Source organism: Vibrio sp. D417a, from assembly GCF_030248595.1.
In the GTDB taxonomy this organism is placed as follows: Bacteria; Pseudomonadota; Gammaproteobacteria; order Enterobacterales; family Vibrionaceae; genus Vibrio; species Vibrio alginolyticus.
This window is the reverse complement of sequence record NZ_JAHGAM010000015.1, coordinates 253,536-272,777: the sequence shown is the minus strand read 5'-3', so window position 1 is coordinate 272,777 and position 19,242 is coordinate 253,536. Positions and strand designations below refer to the sequence as shown.

The window sequence follows — 19,242 nt, the reverse complement described above, 5'->3', positions numbered from 1 at the left end:
TAAAAGAGGGAATTATTTAAAGGTGCTAGGGAAGGCGAAACAAAAAAGCCCGCTAAATAGCGAGCTTTTGAATAAGACTAAATTGAACTTAGGGGGAAGTATATTACTTCGCTAGGTTCTCAGCTACGAAGTCCCAGTTTACTAGAGCCCAGAAGCCGTTCATGTAATCAGGACGTACGTTGCGGTAATCGATATAGTACGCGTGTTCCCATAGGTCAACAGTTAGAAGTGGTGTTGTACCTTCTTCTGTTAGAGGAGTAGCAGCGTTAGAAGTGTTAACGATCTCTAGAGAGCCGTCAGCTTTCTTAACAAGCCAAGTCCATGAAGAACCGAAGTTGTTGATTGCTGAATCAGTAAACTTCGCTTTGAATTCTTCAAAAGAACCGAATGCTGCGTTGATAGCGTCTGCAACTGCGCCAGTTGGCTCGCCGCCCGCATTTGGAGCAAGACAGTGCCAGTAGAACGTGTGGTTCCAGATTTGCGCTGCGTTGTTGAATACGCCACCAGTAGAAGTCTTGATGATCTCTTCTAGAGTTTTGCCTTCGAACTCAGTACCAGGGATAAGACCGTTAAGCTTAACAACGTAAGTGTTGTGGTGCTTACCGTGGTGGTAGTCTAGAGTCTCTGCTGAGATGTGTGGTTCTAGTGCGTCTTTCGCGTAAGGAAGAGCTGGTAGTTCAAATGCCATTACTCGATTCTCCATTGATTTGAAAGGATGACCTTTCGATTGCTTCCAGTGTTTTTTATAGCTATGTCGCCTTTAAGGCTGACTTGCTAAGTATTTTAGCAAGTTTTTACTTTATTAAAACCCCGATATGAAAATATTTTAAGAGGTTAGCAGTGGTGAAGTGCTGCATTGCTCGCCAATGAGCAACCTAAAATTAAGCCTTATTAATTATATGGTTTTTATTCTGTCGTTATTGAGTAGAATGTGGCAAATAAATAAAGTTCAAACCCATGAATGAGGAAGCGATGGAAACTATCGACAAAATCAAACAGCAGATCTCTGAAAACTCAATCCTGCTGTACATGAAAGGATCACCGAAACTACCTAGCTGTGGTTTCTCTTCTCAAGCGTCACAGGCACTAATGGCATGTGGTGAGAAGTTCGCTTACGTAGACATTCTGCAAAACCCAGATATCCGTGCTGAGTTACCAAAGTACGCGCAATGGCCAACTTTCCCTCAACTATGGGTTGAAGGCGAGCTTGTCGGCGGTTGTGACATTATTCTAGAAATGTTCCAAAAAGGTGAACTGCAGCCTCTAATCAAAGAAGCAGCAGCGCGCGCTGAAGATCAAGCTGAGTAATTCGTAAATACTCACATTTAGCGATAGAATACGAAGGAGCCGTACTGGCTCCTTTTTCTTTTTAGGTTAGTGGAATGAACATAAAGCTTTACTACGTGCATGACCCAATGTGCAGTTGGTGTTGGGGTTACAAACCAACGCTGGATAAACTAAAACAGCAACTGCCAGGTGTGATTCAGTTTGAGTATGTGGTTGGTGGTCTTGCGCCAGATACTAATTTACCGATGCCGCCCGAGATGCAACAAAAACTCGAAGGTATTTGGAAGCAGATTGAGCGCCAGTTAGGCACTAAGTTTAACTACGATTTCTGGAAGCTTTGTACGCCAGTTAGAAGCACTTACCAATCTTGTCGTGCGGTTATTGCAGCGGGCTTTCAAGACTCTTATGAGCAGATGCTAGAAGCGGTTCAGCATGCGTATTACTTACGTGCGATGCCTCCTCATGAAGAAGCCACTCACTTGCAACTAGCGAGAGAAATTGGCTTGAATGTTCAGCAATTCAAGAATGACATGGATGGCTCTTTCTTAGAAGGTGTGTTCGAAGATCAATTGAGCCTTGCAAAGAGCCTAGGTGTGAGCTCTTACCCTAGCTTGGTTCTTAAAATTAACGACGCTTATTTTCCGATTGCCATCGATTACCTGTCGACAGAACCAACCTTGAAGCTGATTCGTGAGCGTATTATTGACAATATGCCAGCGCAATAACCACAGTTATGAATAACAAAAAGCCGCTCATTGAGCGGCTTTTTCGTAACTAAATGTATATCCATCCAAACAATAGTATTAAAGCACCATTGCTGCAATCCAACCAAAGATGATTAGAGGGATATTGTAATGGATAAAGGTTGGAACGACTGTTTCCCAAATGTGCTCATGTTGACCGTCGGCATTTAGACCAGATGTAGGGCCTAATGTAGAGTCAGAAGCTGGAGAGCCTGCATCACCTAACGCCGCTGCAGTACCTACCAGTGCAATCGTTGCCATCGGCGAGAAACCGAATGCTAGCGCAAGAGGAACATAGATGGTTGCAAGGATTGGAATCGTAGAGAACGATGAACCAATGCCCATTGTTACCAACAGACCAACGATCAGCATCAGTAGTGCAGCTAAAGGCTTATTGTCACCGATGCTGGTTGATAGCGATTGTACTAGTGTTTCAACACCGCCAGTTTGCTTCATTACTGCTGCAAAACCTGCCGCTGCGATCATGATGAAGCCAATCATTGCCATCATGTGTACACCTTTAGTGAACACGTCGTGCGTCTCTTTCCATGCGATAACGCCGCCGAAAGTGAACACCATAAAGCCAGCTAGAGCACCGATAATCATTGAACCCGTGTAAAGCTGAACACCCAAAGCAGCGACAATACCAAGTGCCGCAACTAAGATGTGCTTTTTATTGATGACATGATCGGTTTCGTCAACGACAGTCAACTCAGTTTCTTTGTAGACACGCGGTTTACGATAGCTCACAAAGATAGCCAGTAATAGACCAAACAGCATACCTGCACCTGGCAGTAACATGGCGGTTGGGACTTGGCTTGCAACCACATTATCCAAACCGTTGTCATGTAGGTTCTTTAACAGAATGTTGTTTAAGAAAATACCGCCGAAACCAACAGGCAAGATCATGTAAGGTGTGATCAAACCGAAGGTAAGAACACACGCGACCAAACGTCGGTCGAGTTTAAGTTTCGCGAATACGCCCAAAAGAGGTGGAATCAAAATTGGAATAAAGGCGATATGGACCGGAATTACGTTTTGAGATGACATAGTGACAAGAACGAGCGCGACTAACACCGCGTACTTTAACCCGGTAGTTGACGCCGAGTTTTCTTTACCATTTAAGCGCTTGATAACACTTTTGGCCAGTAGATCCGTGATGCCTGATTTCGAGATGGCAACAGCGAAAGTACCTAACATGGCGTAGCTTAGTGCGATAGTTGCACCGCCACCTAGACCACTTTCAAATGCGGCAACCGTATCCCCAAGGCTCATGCCTGCGACTAGGCCGCCTACGATGGCACTAAACGTGAGGGCAACCACCACGTTTACGCGCATCAATGCTAACACGAGCATGACGCACACTGATATAACGACAGGATTCATACTTTTCCTAATATGTTGTGTTTACTTATTATTCTTCGTCGACAAGCGGCCAACCGCCGAGGGCCTTCCATTTGTTGACAATACCGCAGAATAATTCTGCTGTTTTTTGTGTATCGTAAAGCGCAGAGTGTGCTTCACGGTTATCAAATTCCACCCCGGCTGTTTTGCATGCTTTAGCGAGAACTGTTTGGCCATAAGCAAGGCCACTTAATGTAGCCGTATCAAAAGTAGCAAAGGGATGAAAAGGGACTCTTTTTAGTTTACAGCGTTCATTTGCTGCGTTTACAAAACCCAAGTCGAATGCAGCGTTATGAGCAACCATAATTGCACGTGAGCAATCTGCGGCTTTTTGTTCTTTGCGAATAAGCTTATAAATTTCCTTTAGCGCCTCTTGCTCAGAAACAGCACCTCGAAGAGGGCTGAAAGGGTCACGAATACCGTTGAATTCAAGCGCTTCTTTTTCTAAATTAGCGCCTTCAAATGGTTCCACATGAAAATGAATGGTGGAGGCCGGATGCAACACGCCATGTTCGTCCATTTTCAACGTAACGGCACAGATTTCTAAAAGTGCATCAGTTTGAGCGTTGAAACCAGCGGTCTCAACGTCTACTACCACAGGGAAATAACCACGAAAGCGTTTTTTCAAGGTTAGAGCTTCATTTTCTAGTGTCATGTTGGCTTATTTTTGTGTGACGAAGGCTGCATTATTGCAGATTATACCGATGAGAAAAACCGCAATTTAAGAGAAAACCGGAATTCTATTTTGCATCCAATCAATAAGTTTGTATTGCATATTATGTAGACGTTTATTCGCCATACTTTGCATCATGTAAACCGATAAAACATGAGGAAGTAAAACGCTAAGTGGCGGTTAAGGTGATTGGAACACTATGGCTCACATTAATGGCAGTGTGACAGATATTCCGATATTGGCGAGATTTTTGCATGCCCGTTGAAGTGTTTTTATTGATGCAATTTGACGGCAACAGACTGCCGTTTAAGAGACAGTATTAGATGAAGAAATGGCTGATTACCAGTGGTGTTGTATTTTCGTTGTTTAGCACAAGCAGCTTCGCTTTGATGGGCAAACGTTATGCTGCAACTCCACAGCAATCTCAATGGGAAATGGTGGTCAATACACCATTAGAATGTCAGCTTGTACACCCCATTCCAAGCTTTGGAGATGCGGTATTTTCATCTCGTGCGAATAAAAAAATTAATTTAGACTTTGAGTTAAAAATGCGTCGTCCGATGGGAGAAACACGTAACGTCAGTCTCATTTCTATGCCGCCACCTTGGCGGCCAGGTGAACACGCCGATCGAATTACAAACCTAAAGTTTTTTAAACAGTTTGATGGTTATGTCGGAGGGCAAACAGCATGGGGCATTTTGTCTGAGCTGGAAAAAGGCCGTTATCCGACTTTTAGTTACCAAGATTGGCAGAGCCGAGATCAGAGAATTGAAGTCGCATTGTCATCAGTACTATTTCAAAACAAGTACAACGCGTTTAGCGACTGTATTTCCAACTTATTGAAATATAGTTTTGAGGACATTGCTTTTACGATTTTGCACTACGAAAGACAAGGTGATCAGTTAACCAAGGCTTCTAAAAAGCGTTTATCACAAATTGCAGATTATATCCGACATAATCAAGATATCGATCTCGTGCTGGTGGCGACGTACACAGATTCAACCGATGGTAAAAGTGCGAGTCAAAGTTTATCAGAGCGACGTGCAGAGTCACTTCGTGATTACTTTCAGTCTCTAGGGCTACCGGAAGATCGAATTCAAGTGCAAGGGTACGGCAAGCGTCGTCCTATTGCAGATAACGGTTCGCCAATAGGAAAAGACAAAAACCGCCGAGTCGTGATATCTCTAGGGCGAACCCAAGTGTGATGCTTATAAAAACGCCGAAGCTGAAAGCTTCGGCGTTTTTGATTTACTGACGTTGTTAATAATATTTTAGTGGTATTGTGCCAAGCACGTTTCGGTGATTCCTGCTGTATAATTTGAATGTTAGTTTAAGCGGAATTTGGCAATGACTTCGCAATTGGTGGCGGTATCTATTTTTTCAACCTGTTTGGCAATAGCCGGATTAGGGTGACGCTTCATAAAATCTATCAACGCCTTAGTACAACATCCTATCGAGTCGATAAAGCTTGCACACTCTTTATTTGGGCATTGTGGGATAAGTGTTAAGACTTTCTCAGAGGCCAGTTGAAGGTATTTGAGTTCATAGTCAGTATCTCCAGCCCAACGCCAGAACTGCGCTAAGTTATGACAAGAAATCACAGAAATTAATAATCGCTCGTCCGCCTCAATTTCCACACATTCGCTGATATCTTCACTCAGGCTTAGGGCTTGCTGGTAATGAAGAATGCTGCGAACAGGGTCATCTAGTTGAAGTGCCGTATCGGCTAGAAGTGTGTGTTTTTCCCATTCACTGATCATTATCGTAATCCCGCATATCGAAGTTGCGGATAAATCTAAACGATAACTATTATCAAGTAAAGAGTTTTGTTTATAAAAGGACAGGCAGATCGCAGACCTGCCTGTAATCGGAGTTCAACTTGCAGTACAAGTGATTATTAGAAGTGCCGCTTAGCCTTCAAGACCTGCTGAAGCTTGCTTGTTTTGAATAAGCTCAATCATATAACCATCTGGGTCTTTTACGAATGCAATGTGCGTGCTTCCGCCTTTTACTGGACCTGGCTCACGCGTCACATTACCGCCCGCCGCTTTGATAGCGTCGCAAGTTGTGTAGATATCGTCAACACCAATGGCGATATGACCAAAAGCGGTACCTAAGTCATACTCAGTTTTACCCCAGTTGTAAGTCAGTTCGATCACTGCACCTTGGGATTCGTCACCATAACCAAGAAACGCTAGCGTGTATTCGTACTCTTTATTTTCGTTAGTACGAAGCAGCTGCATGCCCATAACTTCAGTGTAAAACTTGATGGATTTGTCTAGATCACCTACGCGAAGCATAGTGTGGAGAATTCGACCGTTTGACATTTTTTGCTCCTAGCTTTGATTTACAAATAGCATTAGCTATCTGGGTATACTTTCTCTTTATATTCGCACAAATCTTCGATAATACAGCTACCGCAGCGAGGCTTTCTTGCTACGCACGTATAACGACCATGAAGAATGAGCCAGTGGTGCACATCGAGTTTGAACTCTTTTGGCACAACTTTTAATAGCTTCTGCTCGACATCATCAACCGTTTTTCCCATCGCAAATTTAGTGCGATTCGACACGCGATAAATGTGCGTATCGACGGCAATAGTTGGCCAACCAAAAGCGGTGTTGAGCACGACGTTTGCGGTCTTGCGACCTACGCCTGGTAGCGCTTCTAACGCGGCACGATCTTCAGGAACTTCACCATTGTGTTTTTCCAACAAGATCTTACAAGTCTTGATTGTGTTTTCTGCCTTTGAGTTAAACAAACCGATGGTCTTTATGTATTCTTTTAAGCCATCGACTCCCAAATCGAGAATACTTTGTGGTGTATTAGCGACAGGGAAAAGCTTGTCGGTGGCTTTATTGACACTTACATCGGTTGCTTGCGCTGATAGTAATACCGCGATTAGCAGTTCAAAAGGGGAGCTCCAGTTAAGCTCAGTTTGAGGATTCGGATTGTTTTCTCGTAATCGCTCAAGAATTTCGATTCTTTTTATTTTGTTCATTGCTGACTTCCAATACCGTCTCTGCGGTTTATGAAAAAGGCTCCTATGACAGAGCCTTATCTTGTTATGCGTTGGTGACGCGAGCACGTTCTATGGTTGGTTTTTCTTCTTTAGGTTGACGTGCCTGGACTGAATTATCGATGACATTTTTAAGCGCTATCAACAGACCAACACCGATAAATGCACCGGGTGGAAGAAGCGCTAGCAGAAAGCTGTTGTCAAATTGGAAAACTTGAATGCGGAGAGCGGATGCCCAGTCTCCTAATAGCAGATCTGCCCCGTCGAATAGTGTGCCATTACCAATTAACTCACGCATGGCACCTAGCACGACCAAAACGCTTGTCATACCAAGCCCCATCCATAAACCGTCTAATGCTGCAGGCGCAACATCATTTTTTGAAGCATATGCTTCAGCTCGACCAATAATGATGCAGTTGGTTACAATCAGAGGAATAAAGATACCAAGAGATAGGTATAAACCATACGCATAGGCATTCATCAATAACTGAACACAGGTAACGAGAGAGGCAATGATCATCACGAACACAGGAATGCGGATCTCTTTTGGTACGTAATTACGAATAAGAGAAACCGTGACGTTGGAGCCGACCAGCACTAATAAGGTTGCAATACCAAGACCTAAGGCATTGGTTATCGTGGAAGAAACCGCTAGTAGTGGACACAGACCCAGCAGCTGTACGAGAGCAGGGTTATTGCTCCACATACCGTTTTTCATCAGCAATTTATTTTCACTCATTACTGCTCTCCTTCACAGCCCAAAGGCTGGCTAAGAATGTCTTCACGAGATTGGTTTACGTAGTTAACGGTATTTCGCACCACTTTTACGACGGCTCTTGGCGTGATCGTTGCACCAGTAAATTGATCGAAATCGCCGCCATCTTTACGAACTTTCCACGAATTCCAATTGTTTTCCGTGACTTGTTTTCCTGTAAAGCTCAGGATCCAGTCGGTGACACGAAGATCGATTTTATCGCCCAGACCAGGGGTTTCTTGGTGGTTTAGGACGCGTGTCCCCAAAATATTGCCCTGATTATCAATCCCAGTAATTACTTTTATCTCACCATTGTAGCCATCTGGCGCGATAGATTCTATTGCGATTGCTGTTGGTTCACCATTCTTCGTGGCGAGGTAGGCTGGCATCGCACGTAATGTCCCCAGATCTGGAGACGTGACCATTGTACAAGCTTGCGTGAGTGCGTTGTCATGCATGTTTTCTGGAATGACTTGATTCAAAACAGAAAGTAATTGTTTTTGCTCTTGTACCTTGATTTGGTCTTTTGTTAGGTACTGAGTAAGGGCGACTAATCCGGTTGTTGCACATGCAAATATAGCGAGTGTCAGACCATTTTTTCTAATAGCGGTTAACATGTTTACCTCAGTGACCGTAAGTTCTAGGTTTGGTGTAGTAATCGATCAGTGGCACACACATATTTGCAAGCAACACTGCAAATGCAACACCATCTGGGAAACCGCCCCAACTGCGAATGATAAAAACCAAAGCACCAATAAGCGCACCGAAGATTAAACGTCCTTTGACGGTGGTAGACGCCGAAACGGGATCGGTTGCAATAAAGAATGCGCCAAGCATGGTTGCACCAGATAACAAGTGTAAAATTGGCGACGCAGTTTCCCCTGGCGTCAGCAACGTGAACACTAGGCTAAACAGAGTCAGACTCGCAAGGAAACCTGCTGGAATATACCATTGGATGATACGCTTTTTGATCATGACTATGCCGCCAAGAAGGTAAGCAAGGTTTACCCATTGCCAACCAATACCACCTAAGCCATCAAATATTGGCTGCGACATTACTTCGCTTGGAGTGGCACCTGTAAGAATGCCAGTCTTAAATGCATCAAGTGGTGTCGCCATTGTCACGCCGTCAACTCCTGAGCGAACTTGCTGAAGTGATAAGCCGTCGTAATCATAGCCCGTAAAAATTAAAGAGAGTGTATCTGCAAAATTTACATGATCAGGTATGAGTGATGTCGGTGCACTCCAACTCGTCATTTGTACTGGGAAAGAGATCAACAAGACCACATAAGCGACCATTGCAGGGTTGAATAAGTTTTGTCCAAGGCCACCATAGAGGTGTTTAGCGATTACTATCGCAAAAATAAGCCCGATCACCATAATCCACCACGGAGACCATGGTGGTATAGCAACGGCTAACAACCAAGCGGTAACTATTGCACTGTTATCACGTAGCGCTCTCATTGGTGAGCGTTTACGACAGATCATGACTAAGGCTTCAAGGGATACAGCGACTGCAATGGCAAAAATCAGTTGAATAAGCGTACCCCAGCCAAAGAAGTAGGTTTGAGCTACTAAACCTGGAAGTGCGCAAAGTGCCACCCATTTCATTAAGTCTGGCGTACTACGACGACTGTGGGTATGCGGTGAACTGGCAATAAAAAACGACACTACTCGTTCTCCTCAGTATTATTTTTATTAGCTTCTTGTTGCGCTTTGCGTGCCTTCGCGCGCGCAATTGCTGCGGCAACCGCGGCTTTTTTCGGATCTTCGGTTTGCTCGGCAGGTGCTTCAGCTTCTTCCGCTTCAGTTGAGTCTGCTTGTTTCGCTTTACGAGCCTTCGCGCGTGCAATGGCAGCAGCAACCGCGGCTTTTTTCGGATCCACTTCTGGTTCTTCAGAAGTTGCGTCTTCAACAGGCTCAGTTTGCGTTTCTTGCTTCGCTTTGCGCGCTTTGGCTCGAGCGATGGCAGCAGCCACGGCGGCTTTTTTCGGATCGTCGGTTTGCTCGGCAGGTGCGTCAGCTTCTTCCGCTTCAGTTGAGTCTGCTTGTTTCGCTTTACGCGCTTTGGCACGTGCAATGGCAGCAGCCACTGCGGCTTTCTTCGGATCGTCGGTTTGCTCAGCAGGTGCTTCAGCTTCTTCCGCTTCAGTTGAGTCTGCTTGTTTCGCTTTACGTGCTTTGGCACGTGCAATCGCGGCAGCCACGGCGGCTTTTTTCGGATCTTCGGTTTGCTCGGCAGGTGCTTCGGCTTCTTCCGCTTCAATTGAGTCTGCTTGCTTCGCTTTTCGTGCTTTGGCACGTGCAATCGCAGCAGCCACGGCGGCTTTTTTCGGATCTTCGGTTTGCTCGGCAGGTGCGTCAGCTTCTTCCGCTTCGGTTGAGTCTGCTTGCTTCGCTTTGCGCGCTTTGGCTCGAGCAATTGCAGCGGCAACTGCGGCTTTTTTCGGATCGTCGGTTTGCTCAGCAGGTGCGTCAGCTTCTTCCGCTTCAGTTGAGTCTGCTTGCTTCGCTTTACGTGCTTTGGCACGTGCAATGGCAGCAGCAACCGCGGCTTTTTTCGGATCGCCGTCTTGCTGCGCAGACGTTTCCGATTCTACAGATTCAGTTGAATCTTCTTGTTGTGCTTTTTTCGCTTTAGCTCGGGCGATGGCGGCCGCAACTGCCGATTTTTTATCATCAGCGTTATTGTCTGGCGTTTCGCCTTGTTCTTTTTGCGCTTTACGTTCGCGAGCAAGACGTTTGCGTTCTTCGCGCAGTTTTGCCATTTCTGAGTTATCAGGTTCACTAGAGCCTGCTTTAGCTGCTGCCGCTTGTTTCGCCTTCGCTTTGGCAATGGCTGCCGCTACGGCTGGTTTTACTGCTGGCTCTGCTTTTTCAGTGGTTTCTGTCTTTTGAGCTTTCACTCGTGCGATCGCTGCTGCTATCGCATCATCGCTACCAGAAGACTTCATCTCTTTTCGGCGTTGATCGGCAGCTTTCTTGAAGCGATTTTCACGTTCTGCTTTTTCGCGTTCCATACGCGCTTTTTTCTCTTCAAAACGCAGTTTTGCTCGCTCTGCAGCTTCCGCTTCTTGTGTTCTAGTTCTAATTTCTGCTTTCGCTTGGCGGTAGTACTGTACAAGCGGAATTTCACTTGGACATACAAACGCACAAGCGCCGCACTCGATACAATCCTTTAAGTTTAATTCTTCGAGTTTGTCATACTCTTCAGCTTTCGCATGCCATTGCAGTTGTTGAGGCAGCAGCGAAGCAGGGCATGCTTCGGCACATTGGCTACAGCGAATACATTCCATCTCATACTGGTGCGGAGAGATCTCACGACGAGTCGGAGCAAGGATACAGTTTGCTGTCTTGGTAATCGGCACTTGGGAGTGAGGAAGGGTAAAGCCCATCATTGGCCCACCCATAATTAAACGCTGTAACTTCTTATCTGCTTTATAGCCAAACTCATCCAACAGTGCTTGTACTGGTGTCCCTAATAATGCCCAAACGTTGCGTGGTTGTTTGAAGGTTTTACCAGTGAGAGTCACGATGCGTTTTATCATCGGCTCACCGTCGATGACTGCGCGTTTTATAGCGTAAAGAGAACCAACATTCTGAACCAAAATACCAATATCGGCTGGAATCGCGCCACTTGGTACTTCTTTATTGGTTAAAATTTTGATCAGCTGTTTTTCACCGCCAGAAGGGTATTTAGTCGGGATAACGCGAATAACGATATCTTTGTTTATAGCCGCAGCTTCTAGCGCTTTGATTGCTTCTGGCTTGTTATCTTCAATGCCAATAATCGTGAGCTTTGGTGTCAGTATATGTTCGACAATTTCGATACCTTGAATAAGCTCTTCGGCATGTTCTTGCATGAGCTTGTCATCAGACGTGATGTATGGCTCGCACTCTGCTGCATTAACGATAAGAATCTCGGTACGAGCAAAACCTGATTGGATTTTTTTTGCAGTAGGGAAGCCTGCGCCACCCATACCAGAAATACCAGCGAGACGAATAATATCAATCAGTGCGTCAGGGGTTTCTTGTTGGTAATCTGCGACGGGGTTTCTTTCACACCATGCATCTTTCCCATCAGGCGTGATGACTGCGCACAACTCACTTAACCCAGAAGGGTGCGCGACAGTTCGTGGCTCAATCGCGGTGAGCGTACCTGATGTTGGAGCATGCACTGGAACCGTAAAGCCGGTCTCCGATTGCGTTAATGGCTGACCTTTTAATACGTAGTCACCTTCGGCAACCAGTAGGTTACCCGCTTTACCAATGTGCTGTTTTAGCGGCAATACAATTTCTGACGGGATAGCCGCATGAGCGAGTTCAGTTTTGTTGGACTGCTTTTTATTTTCTGCCGGATGCACACCACCTGGGAAATCCCAAAGCGCGCCTGTACGAATTTGTTCAATCAAAGACAACATGTGAAACCTTACTTAATTGAATCTTTCACGTTCGCTGCATTGTCGGCAGCATCCGTAATGTTAAGTACCGGAATGGAGTGAAGTTGCCACTTCCAGCTTTCTGTGGTCGTTGCCACAGGAATCATTTCAATACAATCAGTCGGACATGGGGCAACACACAAGTCACAGCCCGTACATTCGTCTTTGATTACGGTATGGACCGCCTTTGTTCCGCCTACAATTGCATCCACCGGACACGCCTGAATACACTTAGTGCAGCCAATACACATGTCTTCATGAATAAACGCAACGGTTGGGATTTTGCTGTCGAGATCGTGCGCAGATTCTTCTGGCTCAACACCCATTAAGTCGGCGAGCTTTTCGATTGTTGCCTGACCACCAGGGGGACATTTGTTTATGTGGTCGCCATTTGCAATTGCTTCAGCATAAGGGCGGCAACCAGGGTAGCCACATTGACCGCATTGAGTTTGCGGTAAAATGGCGTCGATTTGATCCACAATAGGGTCCGCTTCAACTTTAAAGCGAATAGAAGCAAAACCAAGTATCGCGCCGAAAATCGCAGCCAGAACCGCTAACGCGATAATCGCAATTAAAATCGTACTCATCGCTTACTTCACCAAACCTGTAAAGCCCATAAAGGCGAGTGACATTAAACCTGCTGTAATCATTGCTATTGATGCACCTTTAAAAGGTACAGGAACATCGGCGGCGGCTATGCGCTCTCGCATGGATGCAAAAAGTATCAACACCAATGAGAAACCAACAGCGGCGCCGAAGCCGTAGATGATCGATTCAATAAAGTTATGGTTTTCATTAATGTTAAGAAGTGCCACGCCCAATACTGCGCAGTTTGTTGTGATCAGCGGTAAGAAAATGCCAAGCAAGCGATAAAGCGTCGGGCTGGTTTTGTGCACAACCATTTCGGTGAACTGCACCACAACGGCTATCACCAAAATAAAACTCATGGTTCGAAGGTACTCAATACCCAGTGGACGAAGGATGTAGCTTTCCACTAAATACGCACACACTGACGCGAGCGTTAGCACAAAAGTTGTCGCTAAGCCCATACCTATTGCTGTTTCCAGTTTTTTGGACACACCCATGAAAGGACATAGGCCCAAAAACTTCACCAGTACAAAGTTGTTCACCAGCACAGTGCCGACCAACAACAAAACATATTCGGTCATAGTTATTACGTTCTTAAAATCCGATCTTGATATTATCGTGTTTTGTGACACCAATAACAACCAGTGAACGATGTGGTTTTACATACACGATGGAAAAATAGTCGTCTATTTGATCTATTTTGATGAATCAATAAGAAATTGAATCGTTTGCTGAATGTATTGTTAGCGAGAGGATACTACCTATTAATTTTCATCTAATGTGTGATTTTAAAAAAAGCCCGCCTCTCCCAGGTAGAAAAGAGAAGCGGGCAATGCATATTTACAAGCTAATTATTTAAATCTTCTGAGTGCTTGATGGACTATGTTTATATCTTACTTGTGAAAGTACGAGTGATGACGTCTTGCTGTTGCTCTGTCGTTAGAGAGTTAAAACGTACCGCATAACCAGACACTCGAATCGTCAACTGAGGGTATTTCTCTGGATGTTCAACCGCATCCAATAACATCTCTCGGTCTAGAACGTTGACGTTAAGGTGTTGACCACCTTCAATCGCAATGCCCTCGTTGCTTGCTTCGTGATGGAAGTAACCATCCATTAGCGCAGCTAGGTTCTTCTTCTGACTCAAGTCATCTTTACCCAATGCGTTAGGCACAATTGAGAAAGTGTAAGAAATACCATCTTTAGCGTAAGCGAACGGTAATTTAGAAACCGATGCCAGAGACGCAACCGCCCCTTTTTCATCACGACCGTGCATTGGGTTTGCACCCGGGCCAAAAGGCATACCTGCGCGACGGCCATCTGGTGTATTACCCGTTTTTTTGCCGTAAACCACGTTAGATGTGATCGTTAGGATCGATTGAGTTGGCACTGCTTCGCGGTAGGTGTGCATCTTCTGAATTTTCTTCATGAAGCGCTCAACCAGATCACAAGCGATGTCATCAACACGGGCATCATTGTTACCAAATTTTGGATAATCACCTTCGATTTCAAAATCAACGGCGATGCCATCTTCATCACGAACAGGCTTTACCGTTGCGTATTTAATTGCTGCCAAAGAGTCTGCGACAACAGACAGACCTGCAATACCACACGCCATCGTGCGGTGCACGTCGCGATCCATCAGTGCCATCAGTGACGCTTCGTAGCTGTAACGGTCATGTGAGTAATGGATGATGTTCAACGCTGTGACGTATTGCGTTGCTAACCATTCCAACATGTTGTCGAAACGAGGCATCAAAGCGTCAAAGTCGAGAATTTCATCTTGAACTTTGTCCACTACCGGACCCACTTGCGCTTTCGATTTTTCATCGATACCACCATTGATGGTGTAAAGCAGTGCTTTTGCAAGGTTGGCACGTGCACCAAAGAATTGCATGTGCTGACCAACAACCTGCGGGCTCACACAACAGGCAATCGCGTAGTCGTCATTGTTGAAATCAGGGCGCATTAGATCGTCGTTTTCGTATTGAACCGAAGAGGTATCAATCGACACTTTTGCAGCGTATTGCTTGAACGCTTCAGGTAATTGATCTGACCAAAGAATCGTCATGTTTGGCTCAGGAGCAGGGCCCATAGTATGTAGTGTATGTAAGTACCGGAATGTCGTTTTAGATACTAGCGTACGGCCATCAACGCCCATACCAGCCATGGCTTCGGTTGCCCAGATTGGGTCGCCAGAGAACAATGAATCGTATTCTGGTGTGCGTAGGAAGCGAACCATGCGTAGCTTCATGATGAAGTGGTCAATCATTTCTTGCGCTTGTGATTCATCAATCAAACCGTTTGCGATATCGCGTTCTAGATAGACGTCTAGGAAAGTCGAAGTACGGCCCAGTGACATTGCTGCGCCGTTTTGCGATTTAACCGCCGCTAGGTAGCCAAAGTAGGTAAATTGGATCGCTTCTTGTGCTGTTTTTGCAGGTAGCGACATATCAATGCCGTATTTCAGACCCATTTGATGAATGTCTTCAAGCGCTTGAACTTGATCAGCTATTTCTTCGCGAAGACGAAGTGTTTTCTCAAGATCGTTGCCTTGTTCTAAGAACGTTTGTGTTGAGTTGTATTGTTCTTTTTTGTCTGCTTTTAAGAAGTCGATACCGTATAGGGCGAGACGGCGATAGTCACCAATGATACGACCACGGCCATAGGCATCAGGAAGACCCGTGATGATGCCTGATTTACGACAGGCTAGAATTTCTTTGGTGTAAAGGTCGAAACACGCTTTGTTGTGAGTTTTACGGTATTCAGTGAAGATCTTTTCAACCGTTGGATCCAATTCGCGGCCATAAACTTCGCACGAGTTTTTTACCATGCGAATCCCGCCATTGGCGATGATTGCACGTTTTAGCGGTTGATCAGTTTGTAAGCCAACGATCTTTTCCAGATCTTTGTTGATGTAGCCTGCATCGTGGGAAGTGATTGTTGAGGGCAAGTCTGTGTCAAAATCAATAGGGGCGTGTGTGCGGCTTTCTTGTTTTATGCCTTCAAGCACTTGGTTCCATAATGCTGAAGTGGATTTGCTAACCTCGGCTAAGAAAGACTCGTCTCCCTCATAGGGTGTATAGTTTTTTTGGATGAAGTCACGAGTGTTGACAGAGTTTTGCCATTCACCAGCAGTAAATCCAGCCCATGCATCTAGCATGTCAGTTGTCGGAATAGTCATAAGTAAATCCCTAAGTTATTGATAATTAGAATGGAGGCGACGAGTAGGACGGAACCATTCTTAACCCTTTTAATCGTATGGATTTATTTGGTATGAGTAAAATGAATGCTTTTCATTTTTTCAATGATTAAATTGCATTAATAATAGATTCAATTGGTTATGATTGTTTTTTGCTAGAAAAGAGACAGAATTAAATGTGTGGTGCTGTGAGAACACTATCTATGACAATGTTATGAGTTCTGTAATTTGAACTTATTTCGGTGTGATTTTATGACGCCTAGATTGGCTTAGATTTCATGGCGATTAAGATACAAAAAAAGCCGTGTCTTGCGACACGGCTTTTCTATAATCTGGCTCCTCCTGCTGGGCTCGAACCAGCGACCTGCGGATTAACAGTCCGTCGCTCTACCAACTGAGCTAAGGAGGAATTGCTTTGCTTGAAAGCGGGACGAATCTTACCGAGCACTCAAACTACTGTCAACAGTAAAAAAATACATTTTTAGCAAAAAATATTGAGTTAAGGGCTTTACTTTTCTGTATGGCTTGCCAGTAAAGGCTCGAGGTTAGTTATCCACTAAATTTGTGGATAAGTATGTTGATGAGATCTGGGTAAAGAAAATCGATATGCAACTAAGTTTTTATTTAATGAATTTTTAGTCAGAGTTATGCGTAAAATAAGCAAATAAAACAGAGATTTATCGATGTTAATCAAAAGGTATTCAAAGTGGATAAAAATCAATCTTTTGGGGATAAGAAAGTTTTAAGCTAATTTTTGGGGAAAAGTTGTGGAAACTATAATGTGAAGAATGTGTGTAGCTCTTCAACTAGGGCGAAGTACTATATCAGAGTCACTTTTGTATGGCTATAGCATTCTAGACAAACAAGAAAATTTATTAACAATGATGGTTAAATTCTCGATAGACGTAGATTTCATTAGCTAAGGTGTATATATATACAGCCAAAGCGCAGTAAAATTGAGGAAGGGTATGAGTAAAGTCTATGAATTGGTCTCCGATTATCAGCCGTCGGGCGATCAACCAGGAGCGATCAATCAGTTGCTTGAGGGGCTCGATGCTGGGCTAGCACATCAAACCTTGTTGGGGGTCACAGGCTCAGGTAAAACCTTCACACTAGCGAATGTGATTGCTCAAGCCCAACGACCTGCAATATTACTTGCGCCAAACAAAACGCTTGCTGCTCAGTTATATGGTGAGATGAAGTCATTCTTTCCTAATAATGCGGTTGAGTATTTTGTTTCTTACTACGATTACTACCAACCTGAAGCGTACGTTCCGACCACGGATACCTTTATAGAGAAAGACGCTTCAGTTAACGCGCATATAGAACAAATGCGTTTGTCTGCTACAAAAGCACTACTAGAACGTAAAGATGCCATTATTGTTGCATCGGTATCGGCTATCTATGGCTTGGGTGATCCTGAATCGTATCTACAAATGATGCTGCACCTACGTCGCGGTGATGTGATTGACCAGCGCGATATGCTACGCCGTCTTGCAGAGCTGCAATACTCACGCAATGACGTTGCATTTGAGCGTGGCCAATTCCGTGTTCGAGGTGAAGTGATTGACATCTTCCCAGCCGAATCAGACCAAGACGCTGTGCGCGTTGAGATGTTTGACGATGAGGTGGATTGCATCAGTGTGTTCGATCCATTGACAGGCGTGGTGAAACAACGAGACTTGCCGCGCTATACCATCTATCCCAAGACGCACTATGTGACGCCAAGAGATCGCATTCTTGAAGCGATTGAAAATATTAAAGTCGAACTAGAAGTGCGCAAAAAGCAGCTTCTAGATAACAACAAGCTACTGGAAGAGCAGCGAATTAGCCAGCGCACTCAATTCGATATCGAAATGATGAATGAGTTGGGCTTTTGCTCCGGTATCGAAAACTATTCTCGTTATCTCAGTGGACGCTCGGAAGGTGAGCCGCCACCAACCCTGTTTGACTACTTACCTCATGATGGCTTGTTGATCATCGATGAATCTCACGTGACAGTACCGCAGATAGGTGCCATGTATAAAGGCGACCGTTCGCGTAAAGAAACGCTGGTGGAGTTTGGTTTCCGGTTACCTTCAGCTTTGGATAATCGTCCACTGAAGTTTGAGGAGTTTGAAGCACTAGCGCCACAAACGATTTTCGTCTCTGCTACTCCTGGAAATTACGAACTAGAAAAATCGGCGGGTGATGTAGCGGATCAAGTCGTTCGTCCTACAGGCTTGCTTGACCCTGAGTTGGAAGTTCGCCCAGTAGCGACCCAAGTCGACGACCTATTGTCTGAGATCCGTATTCGCGCTGCTAAAGATGAACGAGTTCTGGTTACAACACTGACCAAACGAATGGCTGAGGATCTCACCGAATACCTTCACGAACATGATGTTAAGGTACGTTATTTACACTCAGACATTGATACTGTTGAGCGTGTGGAAATTATCCGTGACCTTCGTCTTGGGGAATTTGACGTGCTGGTGGGAATAAACTTATTGAGAGAGGGCCTGGATATGCCAGAGGTCTCGTTAGTTGCAATTTTGGATGCGGATAAAGAGGGCTTCTTGCGGTCTGAACGCTCACTCATTCAGACCATTGGTCGTGCTGCGCGAAACATCGAAGGTAAGGCGATTTTATACGCTGACCGAATCACCAACTCAATGAAAAAGGCGATGGATGAAACTAACCGTCGTCGCGAGAAGCAGGAAGCGTACAACGAAGAAATGGGTATTTCGCCACAAGCGCTCAAACGAAATATCAAAGACATCATGGAACTTGGCGATATCACTAAGTCTAAACGCCAGCGTAACACTAAACAGGTACCATTATCGAAAGTGGCGGAGCCTTCGCAAACTTACGAGGCACTGTCCCCTCAGCAGCTAGAAAAAGAAATCAGTCGACTGGAGGCAGCGATGTATCAGCATGCGCAAGATTTAGAATTTGAGTTAGCGGCACAAAAGCGTGACGAGATTGAAAAACTACGAGCGCAGTTCATCGCAAATAGTTGAACAAACTTACCGATTTAACTATCCAAGCATTTTAGATCGCTTGTAAAAAAAGAAGCCAATAGGCAGTCGGGTCTATTGGCTTGTTTTGTGAACATATCGTTCACTAACAACGTCAGTTGGCTAGGTGACCCGAG

17 protein-coding genes and 1 tRNA gene are annotated in these 19,242 nt (G+C 44.9%); 4 read left to right on the top strand and 14 right to left on the bottom strand.

Annotation, left to right across the window (positions count from 1 at the left end; translation table 11 throughout):
• Positions 1 to 103 precede the first annotated feature (103 nt).
• On the bottom strand, positions 104 to 688 hold the full coding sequence (gene sodB, locus KI742_RS15000) for a superoxide dismutase [Fe] (RefSeq protein ID WP_005396533.1): 585 nt from the start codon (positions 686 to 688) through the stop codon (positions 104 to 106).
• A gap of 284 nt (positions 689 to 972) precedes the next feature.
• Here sodB and KI742_RS14995 point away from each other — a divergent pair, with 284 nt between their 5' ends.
• Positions 973 to 1,308, top strand: a complete 336-nt coding sequence (locus KI742_RS14995; RefSeq protein WP_285385562.1) for a Grx4 family monothiol glutaredoxin — start codon at positions 973 to 975, stop codon at positions 1,306 to 1,308.
• A 74-nt stretch (positions 1,309 to 1,382) separates the two neighbouring features.
• The gene (locus KI742_RS14990; RefSeq protein ID WP_025767201.1) at positions 1,383 to 2,012 is read left to right on the top strand and encodes a DsbA family protein; all 630 of its coding nucleotides are present in this window, start codon (positions 1,383 to 1,385) and stop codon (positions 2,010 to 2,012) included.
• Between the two features lie 78 nt (positions 2,013 to 2,090).
• Here KI742_RS14990 and KI742_RS14985 read toward each other — a convergent pair whose 3' ends face one another.
• Positions 2,091 to 3,416 (bottom strand): Na+/H+ antiporter family protein, encoded by a 1,326-nt coding sequence (locus KI742_RS14985; protein WP_085569754.1) that lies wholly within the window; start codon positions 3,414 to 3,416, stop codon positions 2,091 to 2,093.
• 28 nt (positions 3,417 to 3,444) lie between these two features.
• Positions 3,445 to 4,089, bottom strand: a complete 645-nt coding sequence (gene rnt / locus KI742_RS14980) for a ribonuclease T (RefSeq protein ID WP_213880845.1) — start codon at positions 4,087 to 4,089, stop codon at positions 3,445 to 3,447.
• Positions 4,090 to 4,430: 341 nt separating this feature from the next.
• Between rnt and KI742_RS14975 the strand changes: the two genes are divergently transcribed.
• Entirely contained in the window at positions 4,431 to 5,312 is an 882-nt protein-coding gene (locus tag KI742_RS14975) for an OmpA family protein (RefSeq protein ID WP_005384887.1), read from the top strand.
• A 120-nt stretch (positions 5,313 to 5,432) separates the two neighbouring features.
• On the opposite strand, the gene KI742_RS14970 is transcribed toward KI742_RS14975, so the two are convergent.
• The 11 genes from KI742_RS14970 to KI742_RS14920 form a co-directional block, all read right to left on the bottom strand.
• Positions 5,433 to 5,867, bottom strand: coding sequence for a DUF2753 domain-containing protein (locus KI742_RS14970; protein ID WP_005384886.1), 435 nt, complete (start codon positions 5,865 to 5,867; stop codon positions 5,433 to 5,435).
• 150 nt (positions 5,868 to 6,017) lie between these two features.
• On the bottom strand, positions 6,018 to 6,434 hold the full coding sequence (gene gloA / locus KI742_RS14965) for a lactoylglutathione lyase (protein WP_005380739.1): 417 nt from the start codon (positions 6,432 to 6,434) through the stop codon (positions 6,018 to 6,020).
• 32 nt (positions 6,435 to 6,466) lie between these two features.
• Positions 6,467 to 7,108 carry an endonuclease III gene (gene nth, locus KI742_RS14960; RefSeq protein WP_005380743.1) on the bottom strand — a complete coding sequence of 214 codons (642 nt, stop codon included), beginning with the start codon at positions 7,106 to 7,108 and terminating at the stop codon, positions 6,467 to 6,469.
• Between the two features lie 64 nt (positions 7,109 to 7,172).
• The gene (locus KI742_RS14955) at positions 7,173 to 7,865 is read right to left on the bottom strand and encodes an electron transport complex subunit E (RefSeq protein ID WP_005396543.1); all 693 of its coding nucleotides are present in this window, start codon (positions 7,863 to 7,865) and stop codon (positions 7,173 to 7,175) included.
• A complete protein-coding gene (gene rsxG / locus KI742_RS14950; RefSeq protein WP_005380747.1) occupies positions 7,865 to 8,497 on the bottom strand; it encodes an electron transport complex subunit RsxG in 633 nt (210 codons plus the stop codon). Before rsxG ends, KI742_RS14955 begins: the two co-directional genes overlap by 1 nt.
• Positions 8,498 to 8,504: 7 nt before the next feature.
• Positions 8,505 to 9,551 (bottom strand): electron transport complex subunit RsxD, encoded by a 1,047-nt coding sequence (rsxD, locus tag KI742_RS14945; RefSeq protein WP_005380749.1) that lies wholly within the window; start codon positions 9,549 to 9,551, stop codon positions 8,505 to 8,507.
• Positions 9,551 to 12,301 carry an electron transport complex subunit RsxC gene (gene rsxC, locus KI742_RS14940; RefSeq protein WP_285385565.1) on the bottom strand — a complete coding sequence of 917 codons (2,751 nt, stop codon included), beginning with the start codon at positions 12,299 to 12,301 and terminating at the stop codon, positions 9,551 to 9,553. Before rsxC ends, rsxD begins: the two co-directional genes overlap by 1 nt.
• A gap of 8 nt (positions 12,302 to 12,309) precedes the next feature.
• Complete coding sequence (rsxB, locus tag KI742_RS14935) at positions 12,310 to 12,906, bottom strand: electron transport complex subunit RsxB (RefSeq protein ID WP_005380760.1); 597 nt, start codon at positions 12,904 to 12,906, stop codon at positions 12,310 to 12,312.
• Positions 12,907 to 12,909: 3 nt separating this feature from the next.
• Entirely contained in the window at positions 12,910 to 13,488 is a 579-nt protein-coding gene (gene rsxA / locus KI742_RS14930; protein ID WP_005380762.1) for an electron transport complex subunit RsxA, read from the bottom strand.
• A gap of 305 nt (positions 13,489 to 13,793) precedes the next feature.
• Positions 13,794 to 16,091, bottom strand: a complete 2,298-nt coding sequence (gene pflB / locus KI742_RS14925) for a formate C-acetyltransferase (protein WP_167415364.1) — start codon at positions 16,089 to 16,091, stop codon at positions 13,794 to 13,796.
• Positions 16,092 to 16,442: 351 nt separating this feature from the next.
• Positions 16,443 to 16,518: transfer RNA gene (locus tag KI742_RS14920), tRNA-Asn, on the bottom strand.
• 559 nt (positions 16,519 to 17,077) lie between these two features.
• On the opposite strand from KI742_RS14920, the gene uvrB reads away from it, so the two are divergent.
• Positions 17,078 to 19,108 carry an excinuclease ABC subunit UvrB gene (gene uvrB / locus KI742_RS14915; protein ID WP_017636056.1) on the top strand — a complete coding sequence of 677 codons (2,031 nt, stop codon included), beginning with the start codon at positions 17,078 to 17,080 and terminating at the stop codon, positions 19,106 to 19,108.
• Positions 19,109 to 19,242: the final 134 nt, after the last annotated feature.

Excerpts from the sequence above, each read along its gene's own strand:
- sodB (WP_005396533.1), bottom strand. The coding sequence starts at position 688 with ATGGCATTTGAACTACCAGCTCTTCCTTACGCGAAAGACGCACTAGAA.
- KI742_RS14995 (WP_285385562.1), top strand. The coding sequence starts at position 973 with ATGGAAACTATCGACAAAATCAAACAGCAGATCTCTGAAAACTCAATC.
- KI742_RS14990 (WP_025767201.1), top strand. The coding sequence starts at position 1,383 with ATGAACATAAAGCTTTACTACGTGCATGACCCAATGTGCAGTTGGTGT.
- KI742_RS14985 (WP_085569754.1), bottom strand. The coding sequence starts at position 3,416 with ATGAATCCTGTCGTTATATCAGTGTGCGTCATGCTCGTGTTAGCATTG.
- rnt (WP_213880845.1), bottom strand. The coding sequence starts at position 4,089 with ATGACACTAGAAAATGAAGCTCTAACCTTGAAAAAACGCTTTCGTGGT.
- KI742_RS14975 (WP_005384887.1), top strand. The coding sequence starts at position 4,431 with ATGAAGAAATGGCTGATTACCAGTGGTGTTGTATTTTCGTTGTTTAGC.
- KI742_RS14970 (WP_005384886.1), bottom strand. The coding sequence starts at position 5,867 with ATGATCAGTGAATGGGAAAAACACACACTTCTAGCCGATACGGCACTT.
- gloA (WP_005380739.1), bottom strand. The coding sequence starts at position 6,434 with ATGTCAAACGGTCGAATTCTCCACACTATGCTTCGCGTAGGTGATCTA.
- nth (WP_005380743.1), bottom strand. The coding sequence starts at position 7,108 with ATGAACAAAATAAAAAGAATCGAAATTCTTGAGCGATTACGAGAAAAC.
- KI742_RS14955 (WP_005396543.1), bottom strand. The coding sequence starts at position 7,865 with ATGAGTGAAAATAAATTGCTGATGAAAAACGGTATGTGGAGCAATAAC.
- rsxG (WP_005380747.1), bottom strand. The coding sequence starts at position 8,497 with ATGTTAACCGCTATTAGAAAAAATGGTCTGACACTCGCTATATTTGCA.
- rsxC (WP_285385565.1), bottom strand. The coding sequence starts at position 12,301 with ATGTTGTCTTTGATTGAACAAATTCGTACAGGCGCGCTTTGGGATTTC.
- rsxB (WP_005380760.1), bottom strand. The coding sequence starts at position 12,906 with ATGAGTACGATTTTAATTGCGATTATCGCGTTAGCGGTTCTGGCTGCG.
- rsxA (WP_005380762.1), bottom strand. The coding sequence starts at position 13,488 with ATGACCGAATATGTTTTGTTGTTGGTCGGCACTGTGCTGGTGAACAAC.
- pflB (WP_167415364.1), bottom strand. The coding sequence starts at position 16,091 with ATGACTATTCCGACAACTGACATGCTAGATGCATGGGCTGGATTTACT.
- uvrB (WP_017636056.1), top strand. The coding sequence starts at position 17,078 with ATGAGTAAAGTCTATGAATTGGTCTCCGATTATCAGCCGTCGGGCGAT.